The following is a 13,297-nucleotide window of genomic DNA, read 5'->3' on the forward strand; positions in this document are numbered from 1 at the left end:
GCGGCGCCCCCAGGGGCGCGGGGAACTGCGCGACCAGCCAGGGACGACCCGCACCCGGCGTCGAAGGGTGCCGCAGGTGACTGCGTGACGAAGCGCACTCCCCGCATCGATTCCGCATGACTTCCGCCCGGAAGGGCAGGCGCACCCGGTCTCGGGGGTAACAGGCATGTGACTCACGGGCGCGGAAAAGAACGGAAGGCAGTACCCACCATGGCGGACAGCACAGCATTGCGGGCGCGCGACACCATCCACGCGGGAGGCGAGTGGCGGGCCGCCGCCTCCGGGGCCACCCGGGAGATCCTCGACCCGGCCGACGCCCGGCCGTTCGCCGTGGTCGCGGAGGGCGACGAGAAGGACACCGACCTCGCGGTCGCGGCGGCGCGCCGCGCCTTCGACGAGGGGCCCTGGCCGCGCACCCCCGTCACCGAACGGGCCGCGCTGCTGCGCCGTGTCGCCGACCTCCTGGTCCGGGACCGCGAGGAACTGGGCGCGCTGGAGGCCCAGGACGCGGGCAAGACCGTGGAGGAGGGCCGCGTCGACATCGACTGCGTGGCCGACGCCTTCCGCTACTTCGCCGACCTGGTCGCCGCCGAGGCGCCCGGCCGGGTCGTGGACGCGGGCTCGCCCGACGTCCACAGTGTGGTCGTGCACGAGCCGGTCGGCGTCTGCGCCCTGATCACCCCCTGGAACTACCCGCTCCTCCAGGCCAGTTGGAAGATCGCCCCGGCGCTCGCCGCGGGCAACACCTTCGTGGTCAAGCCCAGCGAGATCACCCCGATGACGACCGTCGCCCTGATCGGCCTGCTCACCGAGGCGGGTCTGCCCGCCGGCGTCGCCAACATCGTCACCGGCCCCGGTCACACCGTCGGCGCGCGGATGGCCGAGCACCCCGACGTCGACCTGGTCTCCTTCACCGGCGGCCTGGTCAGCGGCACCAAGGTCGCCCAGGCGGCCGCGCCGACCGTGAAGAAGGTCGCCCTCGAACTCGGCGGCAAGAACCCCAACGTCGTGTTCGCCGACGCCTGCGCCACCGAGGAGGGCTTCGACACCGCCGTCGACCAGGCCCTCAACGCGGCCTTCATCCACAGCGGCCAGGTCTGCTCGGCCGGTGCGCGCCTCATCGTCGAGGAGTCCGTGCGGGATCGTTTCGTCGCCGAACTCGCCCGCCGGGCCGAGAAGATCCGGCTCGGCCGGGGCACCGAGGACGGCGTCGAATGCGGCCCGCTCGTCTCCGCGCAGCAGCGCGAGAAGGTCGAGGCGTACGTCGAGTCCGCGCTCAAGGAGGGCGCTGTGCTGCGCTGCGGCGGCAAGCGTCCCGAGCCGGCGCCCGAACGCCCCGCGTCCGGCTACTTCTACGAGCCGACCGTCCTCGACCGCTGCCACCGCGAGATGCGCGTCGTGCGCGAGGAGGTCTTCGGACCGGTCCTCACCGTCGAGACGTTCCGCACCGAGGACGAGGCCGTCGCCCTCGCCAACGACACCGAGTACGGCCTGGCCGGCGGTGTATGGACCGCCGACCCGGGCCGCGCCCGCCGGGTGGCCGGACGGCTGCGCCACGGCACCGTGTGGATCAACGACTTCCACCCCTACCTCCCGCAGGCCGAGTGGGGCGGCTTCGGCAAGAGCGGTACCGGGCGCGAACTCGGGCCGGCCGGGCTCGCGGAGTACCGCGAGACGAAGCACGTGTACCAGAACCTGGCGCCGGCGCCGGTTCGGTGGTTCCGCGGCTGAGGCCGCCGCGTCCCGGCGGTGCCGCGTCGCCTCGTGGGCGGGCGCGGCGCCGTGGGGGCTGATCGCTCAGTTCCCCGCGCCCCTTCCGGGCGCCTCATGTCCTGGAGTACCTCCATGAACACACCTGTCTACGACTACGTCGTCATAGGCGGCGGGACCGCGGGTTCCGTCATCGCCTCGCGACTCACCGAGAACCCGGACGTCACCGTCGCCGTCATCGAGGGCGGCCCCAGCGACGTCGGCCGGGACGACGTGCTGACGCTGCGCCGCTGGATGGGCCTGCTCGGCGGCGAGCTCGACTACGACTACCCCACCACCGAGCAGCCACGCGGCAACTCGCACATCCGGCACAGCCGCGCCCGCGTCCTCGGCGGCTGCTCCTCGCACAACACGCTCATCGCGTTCAAGCCGCTGCCGTCCGACTGGGACGAGTGGGAGCAGGCCGGCGCCAAGGGCTGGGGCGCCGTGCAGATGGAGGCGTACTACGCCCGGCTGAAGAACAACATCGTCCCGGTCGACGAGAAGGACCGGAACGCCATCGCCCGCGACTTCGTCGACGCCGCGCAGACCGCCCTCGAGGTGCCCCGCGTCGAGGGCTTCAACAAGAAGCCGTTCGCCGAGGGCGTCGGCTTCTTCGACCTCGCCTACCACCCCGAGGACAACAAACGGTCCTCCGCGTCGGTGGCGTACCTGCACCCGGTGATGGACGAGCGGACCAACCTGACGCTCTGGCTGGAGACCTGGGCGTACAAGCTGGAGCTGAACGGCACCCGCGCCGAGGGCGTCCACGTGCGCACCAAGGACGGCGAGGAGGTGCTGATCCGCGCCCGCAACGAGGTGGTGCTGTGCGCCGGCGCCGTCGACTCGCCGCGGCTGCTGCTGCACTCCGGCGTCGGGCCGCGCGAGGACCTGGAGGCGCTCGGCATCCCCGTGGCGCACCATCTGCCGGGCGTCGGCGAGAACCTGCTCGACCACCCCGAGTCGGTGATCGTGTGGGAGACGAACGGGCCCATCCCGGAGAACTCGGCGATGGACTCCGACGCCGGTCTGTTCGTCCGCCGCGACCCCGAACACGCGGGCCCCGACCTGATGTTCCACTTCTACCAGATCCCGTTCACGGACAACCCGGAGCGACTGGGCTACGAGCGGCCGGAGTTCGGGGTCTCCATGACGCCGAACATCCCGAAGCCGAAGAGCCGCGGCCGGCTGTACCTGACCAGCGCCGACCCCGAGGTGAAGCCGGCGCTGGACTTCCGCTACTTCACCGACGAGGACGACTACGACGGCCGCACGCTCGTCGACGGCATCCGCATCGCCCGCGAGATCGCGAAGACCGAGCCGCTCGCGCACTGGCTCAAGCGGGAGGTGGCGCCCGGGCCCGACGTCACCGGTGACGAGGAGCTGAGCGAGTACGCCCGCAAGGTCGCGCACACCGTCTACCACCCGGCCGGCACCTGCAAGATGGGCGCCGCCGACGACGAGACCGCGGTCGTCGACCCCGAGCTGCGCGTCCGGGGCCTTCAGGGCATCCGCGTCGCCGACGCCTCCGTCTTCCCGACCATGACCGCCGTCAACCCGATGATCGGCGTACTGATGGTCGGCGAGCGGGCCGTCGATCTCCTCGGCGGTGACGCCCGATGAGCGTGGCGACAGCGGCCGTCCCCGCCGCCGACCCGGCCCCCGCGTCCGACGCGGGGGCCCCGCCCGTCTTCTCCGTCGAGGGACTGTGGAAGGTCTTCGGGCCCCGCGCCGACAGGGTGCCCGCCGACCCCGCACTCGCCTCCCTGGACGCGGCCGGGCTGCGCGCCCGCACCGGCTGCACGGCCGCCGTGCGGGACGTCTCCTTCGACGTCCGCAAGGGCGAGGTCTTCGTCGTCATGGGCCTGTCCGGCTCCGGCAAGTCCACGCTGGTGCGCTGCCTGACGCGGCTGATCGAACCGACCGCGGGCCGTATCGCCATCGACGGCGAGGACGTCCGCGCGATGGACCGGACCCGGCTGCGGGAACTGCGGCGCCATCGCGCCGCCATGGTCTTCCAGCACTTCGGCCTGCTGCCGCACCGCACCGTCCTCGACAACGTCGCCTACGGCCTGGAGATCCAGGGCATGGGCCGCGCCGCGCGGCGGGAGAAGGCCGCCGAGGTCGTCGCCAAGGTGGGTCTCGCGGGCATGGAACAGCGCAGGCCCTCCCAGCTCTCCGGCGGTCAGCGGCAGCGGGTCGGGCTGGCCCGCGCGCTCGCCGTCGACCCCGAAGTCCTGCTGTTCGACGAGCCGTTCAGCGCGCTCGACCCGCTGATCCGGCGGGACATGCAGGACGAGGTGGTGCGGCTGCACCGTGAGGAGGGCCGCACGATGGTCTTCATCACGCACGACCTCCAGGAGGCGCTGAGGCTGGGTGACCGCATCGCGCTGATGCGGGACGGCCGTGTGGTGCAGCTCGGCACGCCCGAGGAGATCGTGGGCGCGCCGGCCGACGACTACGTCCGCGCGTTCGTCCAGGACGTGCCGCGCGAGCAGGTCCTCACCGTCCGGACGGCCATGCGCCCCGCCTCACCGGCGGAACGGACGGCCACGGGTCCGACGGTCACCCCCGACACCACGGTGTCGCAGGCCATCACCACGGTCTCCCGCGAGGGCGCCCCCGCCCGCGTCCTGGACGGCGACGACTGCCTGGGCATCGTGGACGCGGAGACCCTCCTCAACGTGGTGGCCGGCCACCCCACCACACCGACCGAACCGGCTCCCGCTGCCGGAGACGCCGACGGCTCCGCCGTACGGGGCGCGGACGTGCCCGCCGGGAGCCCGGCGGCCGGCGGAGACGCAACGACCGGCCCGGTCGCGGGTGCATCCGCGCCTGACGCTGTGGGCGGTTCCGCCGACCAGGCGCCGGCCGGACCGGCTGCCGCTGCCGGAGACGCCGACGGCTCCGCCGTACGGGGCGCGGGCGCGCCCGCCGGGGGCCCGGCGGCAGGCGGAGACGCTCCGACCGGCCCGGGCGCGGGTGCATCCGCGCCTGACGCTGTGGGCGGTTCCGCCGACCAGGCGCCGGCCGGACCGGCTGCCGCTGCCGGAGACGCCGACGGCTCCGCCGTACGGGGCGCGGACGTGCCCGCCGGGAGCCCGGCGGCCGGCGGAGGCGCAACGACCGGCCCGGGCGCGGGTGAAGCCGCGCAGGACGCAACGGGAGCCGGCCCCGCCGACGAGGCGCCGGACGAACCGGTCGCCGCTGCCGGAGGCCCCGAGGGCTCCGCGGCCAGAGGCGCGGACGCGCTCGCCGGGGAGCCGGCCGCCGGCGAGGCGGCCCCCGTCGCCGGTGAGGAGTCCGTCTGATGGCGGCGGTCACCGCTACCGCGCGGGGGACCGCGACATCCGGCGTCCTGGGCAACCCCCTCGTCCGCAAGCTCGGCGTCCTCCTCGTCCTCGCCGCCGTCGTCGTGCCGTTCGCGGCGAGTCGGTGGGGGAGCGGGGCGTGGCCCGGGGCGTTGACCGTCGACGTGTCCGGGCCGCTCGGCACCGTCAGTGACTGGATCGTCGACAACCGCGACTCCCACCCCCTGTTCCTCTACTTCCTCGGCCACGTCAGCAACGCCGTCGTCATCGCCGTACGCGCCGTCTATCTCGCCCTCCTCGCCGTCGGCTGGGCGGGAGTGACGGCCGTGGCCGCGCTGACCGCCTGGCGGGTCGCGGGGATCCGGCTCGCGCTCGGGACCGCCGCCGCGTTCCTCGCCTGCGGGCTGCTGGGCATGTGGGTGCCCACCATGCAGACGCTCGCGCTCATGGTGGTCGCGGTCGCCGCGTCCGTCGTGGCGGGCGCGCTGCTCGGGCTCGCCGCCGGGCTGTCCGACCGTATGCACCGCGCGCTGCGGCCGGTCCTCGACACCATGCAGGTCCTGCCGGCCTTCGCCTACCTGCTGCCCGTCGTGCTGGTCTTCGGCATCGGCGTCCCCGCGGCCGTGCTCGCCACGGTCGTCTACGCCGCCCCGCCGATGGCCCGCCTCACCGCGCTCGGGCTGCGCGGCGCGGACAGGGAGGTGCTGGAGGCCGTCGAGTCGCTCGGGACGACCGCGCGCCAGCGCCTGCTGACCGCCCGCATCCCGCTCGCCCGCAAGGAGCTGCTGCTCGGCCTCAACCAGACGATCATGATGGCCCTCTCCATGGCCGTCATCGCCTCCGTGATCGGCGCGGGCGGCCTCGGCGACCGCGTCTACCAGGCGCTCGCCTCGGTCGACGTGGGCGCCGCGCTGGCCGCGGGCATCCCGATCGTGCTGCTGGCGGTCGTCCTGGACCGGGTGACCGGTGCGGCCGGCGCCCGGCTCGGGGACGCGCCCGCCCCGAACGCCCGTCTGCTCGGCGCGTGCGCCCTGGCCGCCGCGGCCGTCGTCGCGGTCGCCGGACGTCTCGCGGGCCGGCTGGAGTGGCCGGAGAGCTGGGTCGTCGGCATCGCGGAGCCGGTCAACCGGGCCGTCGGCTGGATGACCGCGCACCTGTACTCGGGCGTGCCCGTGGTCGGCGGCACCGCCGACTGGGCGGGCCGCTTCACCACCTGGGTGCTCGACCCGCTCCGCGACGGACTCCAGTGGCTGCCCTGGTGGAGCGTGCTGCTGGTCGTCGCCGCCCTGGCCTGGCTGATCGGCACCTGGCGCACCGCCCTCACCGCCGTGCTCGCGATGGCCGCCATCGGTGTGCTGGGCGTGTGGGGGCCGTCGCTGGACACGTTGTCGCAGGTGCTCGCCGCCGTCGCCGTGACCCTCGTCATCGGGTTCGCCGCGGGCATCGCCGCCGCGCGCAGCGACCGCGTCGAGCGGCTGCTGCGTCCGGTGCTGGACGTGTTCCAGACGATGCCGCAGTTCGTGTACCTGATCCCGGTGGTCGCCCTGTTCGGCGTGGGCCGCGCCCCGGCGGTCGCCGCCGCGGTCGTCTACGCGCTGCCCGCCGTCGTCCGCATCACCACGCAGGGGCTGCGGCAGGTCGACCCGGCCGCCCTGGAGTCGGCGCGCTCGCTCGGCGCGACCTGCGCCCAGCAACTGCGGCAGGTGCAGCTCCCGCTGGCCCGCCCGGCGCTGCTGCTCGCCGTCAACCAGGGCGTCGTCCTGGTCCTGGCCGTGGTCATCATCGGCGGCCTGGTCGGCGGCGGCGCCCTCGGCTACGACGTCGTCTTCGGCCTCGCGCAGGGCGACCTGGCGACCGGTCTGGTGGCCGGCGCCGCGATCGTCTGCCTGGGCCTGATGCTCGACCGGGTCACCCAGCCCACCGGACGCCGCGCGACGAAGGGAGCGTGACATGCGGATCCGTACGATGCCCGCCGTGGCGGCGGGCTGCGCGCTCCTGCTGCTGACCGGCTGCGGGGCCGCCGACATGACCAAGCAGGCCTCGCCGTTCGCCAACGCGCGCGGGGCGAGGACGGTCACCCTGTCGGTGCAGTCCTGGGTCGGCGCCCAGGCCAACGTGGCCGTCGCCCAGTACCTGCTGGAGCACGAACTGGGCTACCGCGTCGACACCGTGCAGGTCGACGAGGTGCCCGCCTGGGACGCCCTCAGCCAGGGCCGCGTGGACGCGATCCTGGAGGACTGGGGCCACCCCGACCAGGAGCAGCGGTACGTCGAGGACAAGAAGACGATCGTGAACGGCGGCGACCTGGGTGTCACCGGGCACATCGGCTGGTTCGTGCCGACGTACTTCGCCGAGCGGCACCCGGACGTCACCGACTGGAAGAACCTGAACAAGTACGCCGACCAGTTCCGCACCGCGGAGAGCGGCGGCAAGGGCCAGCTCCTCGACGGCTCCCCCTCCTACGTCACCAACGACAAGGCGCTGGTGAGGAACCTGAAGCTGGACTACCGGGTGGTGTTCGCCGGCTCCGAGGCCGCGCAGATCACCCAGATCCAGCAGTTCGCCAAGGAGAAGAAGCCGTTCCTCACCTACTGGTACACGCCCCAGTGGCTGTCCGAGCAGGTGCCGATGACGGAGGTGAAGCTGCCGCCGTACGAGGAGGGCTGCGACGCGGACCCGGAGAAGGTCGCCTGCGCCTACCCGCACACCCCGCTGCAGAAGTACCTCAACGCGGACTTCGCGCGCGGCGGCGGCAAGGCGGCGGAGCTGCTGAGGAACTTCGAGTGGACGACCGAGGACCAGAACGAGGTGTCCCTGATGATCGCCGAGCAGAAGCTGTCGCCGGGCGAGGCGGCGAAGAAGTGGGTGGACAGCCACCGCTCCGTCTGGGAGAAGTGGCTGCCCTGAGACGCGGCTAGTTGTATTGCCCTGTGAGGTTGGGGACGCGGCTGGCGGGTGGTTGCCCTTTCAGCGCGGTGTGTCCGCGGTGGTGATTGTAGGTGTGCAGCCATTGCGGGAACGCTTGGCGGCGCTCGGCTTCTGACCGGTAGGGGCGTGCGTAGGCCCACTCGTCCAGCAGGGTGCGGTTGAAGCGTTCGACCTTGCCGTTCGTCTGGGGCCGGTAGGGCCGGGTTCGCTTGTGGGCGATCCCGGTCGCTGCCAGGGCATCGCGCCAGTCGCGTGAGCGGTAGCAGGAGCCGTTGTCGGTCAGTACCCGTTCGACGGAGATCCCGGCCTGGGTGAAGAAGGTGTGGGCCCGCTGCCAGAAGGCGGTGGCGGTCTCCTTCTTCTCGTCCGCGTGGATCTCGCTGTAGGCGAGGCGGGAGTGGTCGTCGACGGCGGTGTGCAGGTAGCTGTAGCCGAGGTTGGGACGGCCGTGGACGGCGCGGGGCCGGGCGGGGTCGCGGTGCGCGGAGCTGTTGCGGCTGCCCTGAGCCCTGCCATGGACCTTGTGTCCGCCGCCGTCGGGGATGTTGCCCAGTTTCTTGATGTCGACGTGGACGAGTTCGCCGGGCCTGGCGCGTTCGTAGCGGCGCACCACGCGGCCGGTGGTCCGGTCGAGATGAGACAGGCGGGCCAGGCGGTAGCGGGTGAGCACGCGGTGCACGGTCGAGGGCACCAGGTGCAGGAAGTGCGCGATGCGGGCCGGTCCCCACCGGCGCAGCAGACGGACCTTGATGATCCGCCGCTCGGTACGGGTGGGAGTGCGGCCCGGGCTCGTGCGTGGGCGGCTGGAGCGGTCGGCCATGCCGGCTTCCCCCAGGCGGCGGTAGCGGTCGGCCCACCGCTGGGCGGTGGTGGGCGAGACCTGGAAGCGTTCGGCGGCCCGGCGCAGGGGCCAGCCGTCCTCGACCACGCAACGGGCCAGGCGCAGCCGTCCGGTCTCGGTCAGGGGTGCATTACGGTGGGGCACGAGGGCCTTTCTGGTTGGTGTAGACGTCGCAATCCACACCGAACCGGAAGGCCCTCACCCGTTCAAGATCCCTCGGCCGAGACCTGTCTCACCGTTCACAACCTCCCCGGACAGAACAGCAGTGGTGCTGTCCCGGCTGGTAGTGGCCGGGCGTCATCCGGCAGGTCACGCCGAACCGGTTCCAGGCGTTGATCACCGCGATGGCGGCGATCAGCTGGGACAGCTCCGCCTCGTCGAACTGCTTCGCGGCCCGCTCGTACACCTCGTCGGGCACGAAGCCGTCGGTGAGGACGGTGACCGCTTCGGTCAGCTCGATCGCGGCGATCTCCTTCTCCGTGTAGAAGTGCCGTGACTCCTCCCACGCGGACAGCTGGATGATCCGCTCGGCGCTCTCGCCGGCCGCGAGGGCGTCCTTGCTGTGCATGTCCAGGCAGAACGCGCAGTGGTTGAGCTGCGAGGCGCGGATCTTGACCAGCTCGGCCAGCTTCGGGTCCAGCCCCTTCCGGGCCGCGACGTCCAGCCGGACCATCGCCTTGTAGACCTCGGGGGCGTGCTTCGCCCACTCCATGCGGGCGGGCTCCTCCGCCGCGTAGGGGACCGTCCCGGTCGTGTCGGTGTTCGTCATGCCGTCGAGCGTAGGAGCCGGGCAGCCCAGGAGTATGGTCCAGTTCCATGGCGGAACGCTGGGCCACTTTCGGTATCGACCTCCATCTGGACCCGAGCGGTCCGGGGCTGCGGCGCGGCCTCACGGACGCCCTGCGGGAGGCCGTCCGCGGCGGTCGGCTCGCCCCCGGCACCCGGCTGCCCTCCTCCCGCTCCCTCGCCGCCGACCTGGGCATCGCCCGCAACACCGTCGCCGACGCCTACGCCGACCTGATCGCCGAGGGCTGGCTCACCGCCCGCCAGGGTTCCGGTACCCGCGTCGCCGCACGTGCCGTCCCCGAACGCCCGGCCGCCCCCACACCTCACCGCACCCCGGGCCGGCTCCCGTACAGCCTGATGCCCGGCACCCCCGACCTCGCGTCCTTCCCGCGCGCCGAGTGGCTCAAGGCCACCCGGCGCGCCCTCGCCGCCGCGCCCCACGACGCCTTCGGCTACGGCGACCCGCGCGGCAGGCCGGAACTGCGCGAGGCCCTCGCCGGCTACCTCTCCCGGGTGCGGGGTGTGCGCGCCGACCCCGGGCACGTCGTCGTCTGCTCCGGCTTCGCACACGGCCTCCAGCTGCTGTCCCAGGTGCTGCGCGCCCGCGGCGCCCGCACGCTCGCCGTCGAGCCGTACGGCCTCGACGCCCACTGGGACCTCGTCCACCGCGCCGGCCTCGAGACCGCGCCGCTCGCCCGGGACGCACTCGGCACCCGCGCCCAGGACCCGGGTGACGCCGACGCGGTGCTGCTCAGCCCGGCCCACCAGTTCCCGCTCGGCGGGGCGCTCCTCCCGGAGCGCCGGGCCGCCGTGGTCGAGTGGGCGCGCCGCACCGGCGGCCTGATCCTGGAGGACGACTACGACGGCGAGTTCCGCTACGACCGCCAGCCCGTCGGCGCCCTCCAGGACCTCGACCCCGGCCGGGTGGTGCACCTCGGCACCGCCAGCAAGTCCCTCGCCCCCGGCCTCAGGCTGGGCTGGATGGTGGTGCCGCCCTGGCTGCTGCCGGACGTCGTCGACCACGGCGGCGGCCGCACGGTAAGCGTCGTGGAACAGCTCGCCCTCGCCGAGTTCCTGACCTCCGGCGCCTACGACCGCCAGGTCCGCGCCGCCCGCCTGCGCTACCGGCGCCGCCGCGACGCCCTCGTGCGGGCCCTCGCCGACGGGGCGCCGCACGTCCGCGTCACCGGCATCGCGGCCGGACTGCACGCCGTGCTCGAACTGCCGCCCGGCACCGAGCAGTCGGTCCAGCGGTCGGCCACCTGGCAGGGCCTCGCCGTGAAGGGCCTGGACTCCTTCCGCCACCCCGGCGTGACCGACCCCGCCGGCGACGCCCTCGTCGTCGGCTACGCCACCCCGCCCGACCATGCCTGGGCCGGCACCCTGGACGCGCTGCTGCGCTCCCTTCCGTGACGGCGGTCCGGCGGCCCCACGGCGAGTACGTCCCGTGGTCCGCCACGACCGGACTCCGCCGCCCGGCGCGACGGCCCTGCCACCGAACGGCCGGGCGGCCCGCAGCGCCGTACGTACCGGCAGGACGCGCGGGAACAGGCCCACCGCGTCACCGGTACCGGGCTCGTCACGTCCGGCGAACGGCATGCCGAGCACTCCGTCCTCCTCGCCGGACCAGGCGTGCGGCAGCGGGCACCGCACGGGGAGGAGCACCCTGGCGGGGCCGGCGCCTTCGCGGGCGGCGAGCGCGCGCAGCGCGGCCAGGCTTCCCGCGACCCGGACCAGCGGCTTCCCGAGGCCGGGTTCCCCCGCCTGCCCGAGGTCGGGTTCCCCCGCCTTCCGCGACGCGGGACTTCCCGCCTTCCGGGACCCGGGTTTCCGTGCCTTCCGCCTTCCGGGACCCGGGTTTCCCTGCCTTCCACGACCGGGGCCCGTGGTCTTCCGCGCCGGGAGACCACACCCCCCTAGCGGCACCCGCGACCCACACCTGTGGATCTTCCGTGAGCGCCGATCGCCCATACCCTGCCACACGGTGACAAACCATCAGCCGTGACAGGTGCGGGCCCGGGGGCTGCCGTGCGTCCCCGCCGGACGGTCTCTAGGCTGTCCGCCGCGAGCCGGGCGACACGGGAACGGTCCGGCGCGACACGAGGGGGAGCGAAGGGCATGGCGCAGACACGGCGACGGCTGCGGTCCAGCACGGTGGTGCTGGGCGGCATGGGTGTGCTCGCGGCGGCACTTTCGGCCTGCGGGTCCGACCCGGACCGGCGGTGCGTGGACCGCAACAGCTACACGCTCGGCGACGGGTACAAGGTCGTCTCCGACAAGAACTGCTCCGGCGGCTCCTCCGGCTCCCTCGGCAAGGGCAAGAGCAGGTCCCGCTCCACCGACGCCGACTGGTACTACGACTCCGACGTCCGCAACGGCTACGCCGAGCACGGCACCTTCAGCCGCAGCGAGGCCGTCGACCGGGGCGGCTTCGGCTGCTCCGGCAGCGGCGGGGGCTGACCCGCCGTGGAACGGCGCACCATCGAGCCCCGCCCCGGCTGGCAGCAGACCGTCGAGGAGCAGGGGCTCATCTACCCGCTGACCCGCTACCCCGACGACTCCCTGCGCCCCTACTGGGACGAGAGCGCCCACTACGTCTTCGGCCTGGACGAGGTCGAGGCGCTCGAGGAGACCGTCGAGGAACTGCACGCGATGAGCCTGGCCGCGGCCGGTCACATCGTCACCGAGGGCCGCTTCGCCGACCTGGGCATCACCGACCCGCGGGTCGTGGACGCCGTCACCGAGTCCTGGCGCCGCAGGGACGAACTGCCGTCCCTGTACGGCCGCTTCGACCTCCGCTACGACGGCACCGGCCCGGCGAAGCTCCTCGAGTACAACGCGGACACCCCCACCTCCCTGGTGGAGGCGGCCTCCCCGCAGTGGTTCTGGATGGAGGAGCGCTTCCCCGGCGCCGATCAGTGGAACTCCCTGCACGAACGGCTCGTCGACGCCTGGAAGAGGCAGTCCGCGCTGCTCCCGCCGGGCAGTCCGCTGTACTTCGCCCACACCGCGGGCGACGAGTGCGGCGAGGACCTGATGACCGTCGCCTACCTCAAGGAGACCGCCGAACAGGCGGGCCTGGAGACCGACTGGCTGTCCATGGAGGAGATCGGCTGGGACCGCCTCTCGGGCCGCTTCGTCGACAACCGTCTGCGGTTCATCCGCAGCATCTTCAAGCTGTACCCGTGGGAGTGGCTCACCACGGACCGGTTCGCCGGTCACGTCCTCGACACCCTCGACAACGGCGGCGGCACCGGCTCCACCCTGTGGATCGAACCCGCCTGGAAGATGCTGCTCAGCAACAAGGCCCTGCTGGCGATCCTCTGGGAACTCCACCCCGGCCACCCCAACCTCCTGCCCGCCTACCTCGACGGCCCCCGTGAACTCGCGGACACCACCGGCTGGGTCGCCAAGCCGCTGCTGGGCCGCGAGGGCGCCGGCGTCACCGTGCACGAGCCCGGCACCCCGCCGGAGCTCCGCGACGAACCCTGCTGCTACCAGCAGCTCGCCCCGCTGCCCGACTTCGACGGCAACCGCGTCGTCCTCGGCACCTGGGTCGTGGAGAACGAGGCCGCCGGCCTCGGCATCCGCGAGTCCTCGGGCCTGGTCACCGACGGGTACGCCCGCTTCCTGCCGCACGTCATCCTCTGACCGGCCGCCCCGCCGACGGCAGGGGCGGCCG

The 13,297-nt window shown here is 73.4% G+C and carries 9 protein-coding genes and 1 pseudogene; 8 read left to right on the top strand and 2 right to left on the bottom strand.

Features of this window, described 5'->3' with window-relative positions:
* The first annotated feature begins 210 nt into the window (after nucleotides 1-210).
* The 5 genes and pseudogenes from ACQZOG_RS18335 to ACQZOG_RS18355 all read left to right on the top strand — a co-directional run bounded on the left by ACQZOG_RS18335 (nucleotide 211) and on the right by ACQZOG_RS18355 (nucleotide 7,967).
* The gene (locus tag ACQZOG_RS18335; RefSeq protein ID WP_033272367.1) at nucleotides 211-1,731 is read left to right on the top strand and encodes an aldehyde dehydrogenase family protein; all 1,521 of its coding nucleotides are present in this window, start codon (nucleotides 211-213) and stop codon (nucleotides 1,729-1,731) included.
* A gap of 114 nt (nucleotides 1,732-1,845) precedes the next feature.
* Nucleotides 1,846-3,372, top strand: a complete 1,527-nt coding sequence (locus ACQZOG_RS18340; protein WP_058916818.1) for a GMC family oxidoreductase — start codon at nucleotides 1,846-1,848, stop codon at nucleotides 3,370-3,372.
* Nucleotides 3,369-4,490, top strand: a pseudogene (locus tag ACQZOG_RS18345) (quaternary amine ABC transporter ATP-binding protein); the annotation flags it as partial. The gene ACQZOG_RS18340 and the pseudogene ACQZOG_RS18345, both read left to right, overlap by 4 nt.
* A gap of 569 nt (nucleotides 4,491-5,059) precedes the next feature.
* Complete coding sequence (locus ACQZOG_RS18350) at nucleotides 5,060-7,009, top strand: ABC transporter permease (protein WP_365168002.1); 1,950 nt, start codon at nucleotides 5,060-5,062, stop codon at nucleotides 7,007-7,009.
* Between the two features lies 1 nt (nucleotide 7,010).
* Nucleotides 7,011-7,967: an ABC transporter substrate-binding protein gene (locus tag ACQZOG_RS18355; RefSeq protein ID WP_033272364.1), complete on the top strand. Its 957-nt coding sequence runs from the start codon at nucleotides 7,011-7,013 to the stop codon at nucleotides 7,965-7,967.
* 7 nt (nucleotides 7,968-7,974) lie between these two features.
* Here the strand turns inward: ACQZOG_RS18355 and ACQZOG_RS18360 are convergent, their stop codons facing one another.
* Nucleotides 7,975-8,973 carry an IS481 family transposase gene (locus ACQZOG_RS18360; RefSeq protein ID WP_037639777.1) on the bottom strand — a complete coding sequence of 333 codons (999 nt, stop codon included), beginning with the start codon at nucleotides 8,971-8,973 and terminating at the stop codon, nucleotides 7,975-7,977.
* Between the two features lie 88 nt (nucleotides 8,974-9,061).
* Nucleotides 9,062-9,598, bottom strand: coding sequence for a carboxymuconolactone decarboxylase family protein (locus ACQZOG_RS18365; protein ID WP_430741660.1), 537 nt, complete (start codon nucleotides 9,596-9,598; stop codon nucleotides 9,062-9,064).
* 47 nt (nucleotides 9,599-9,645) lie between these two features.
* Here ACQZOG_RS18365 and ACQZOG_RS18370 point away from each other — a divergent pair, with 47 nt between their 5' ends.
* From ACQZOG_RS18370 to ACQZOG_RS18380, 3 genes are all read left to right on the top strand, one after another.
* A complete protein-coding gene (locus tag ACQZOG_RS18370) occupies nucleotides 9,646-11,028 on the top strand; it encodes a PLP-dependent aminotransferase family protein (RefSeq protein WP_033272362.1) in 1,383 nt (460 codons plus the stop codon).
* Between the two features lie 705 nt (nucleotides 11,029-11,733).
* Complete coding sequence (locus ACQZOG_RS18375; protein WP_033272361.1) at nucleotides 11,734-12,075, top strand: hypothetical protein; 342 nt, start codon at nucleotides 11,734-11,736, stop codon at nucleotides 12,073-12,075.
* Between the two features lie 6 nt (nucleotides 12,076-12,081).
* Nucleotides 12,082-13,266 carry a glutathionylspermidine synthase family protein gene (locus ACQZOG_RS18380; RefSeq protein WP_261675525.1) on the top strand — a complete coding sequence of 395 codons (1,185 nt, stop codon included), beginning with the start codon at nucleotides 12,082-12,084 and terminating at the stop codon, nucleotides 13,264-13,266.
* Nucleotides 13,267-13,297 lie beyond the last annotated feature (31 nt).

Source organism: Streptomyces sp. P13-3-3, assembly GCF_050571355.1.
GTDB lineage: Bacteria > Actinomycetota > Actinomycetes > Streptomycetales > Streptomycetaceae > Streptomyces > Streptomyces althioticus.

Bases quoted from the DNA above. Each gene is read 5' to 3' on its own strand.
- ACQZOG_RS18340 (WP_058916818.1), top strand. From the start codon at position 1,846: ATGAACACACCTGTCTACGACTACGTCGTCATAGGCGGCGGGACCGCG.
- ACQZOG_RS18335 (WP_033272367.1), top strand. From the start codon at position 211: ATGGCGGACAGCACAGCATTGCGGGCGCGCGACACCATCCACGCGGGA.
- ACQZOG_RS18375 (WP_033272361.1), top strand. From the start codon at position 11,734: ATGGCGCAGACACGGCGACGGCTGCGGTCCAGCACGGTGGTGCTGGGC.
- ACQZOG_RS18370 (WP_033272362.1), top strand. From the start codon at position 9,646: ATGGCGGAACGCTGGGCCACTTTCGGTATCGACCTCCATCTGGACCCG.
- ACQZOG_RS18355 (WP_033272364.1), top strand. From the start codon at position 7,011: ATGCGGATCCGTACGATGCCCGCCGTGGCGGCGGGCTGCGCGCTCCTG.
- ACQZOG_RS18350 (WP_365168002.1), top strand. From the start codon at position 5,060: ATGGCGGCGGTCACCGCTACCGCGCGGGGGACCGCGACATCCGGCGTC.
- ACQZOG_RS18365 (WP_430741660.1), bottom strand. From the start codon at position 9,598: ATGACGAACACCGACACGACCGGGACGGTCCCCTACGCGGCGGAGGAG.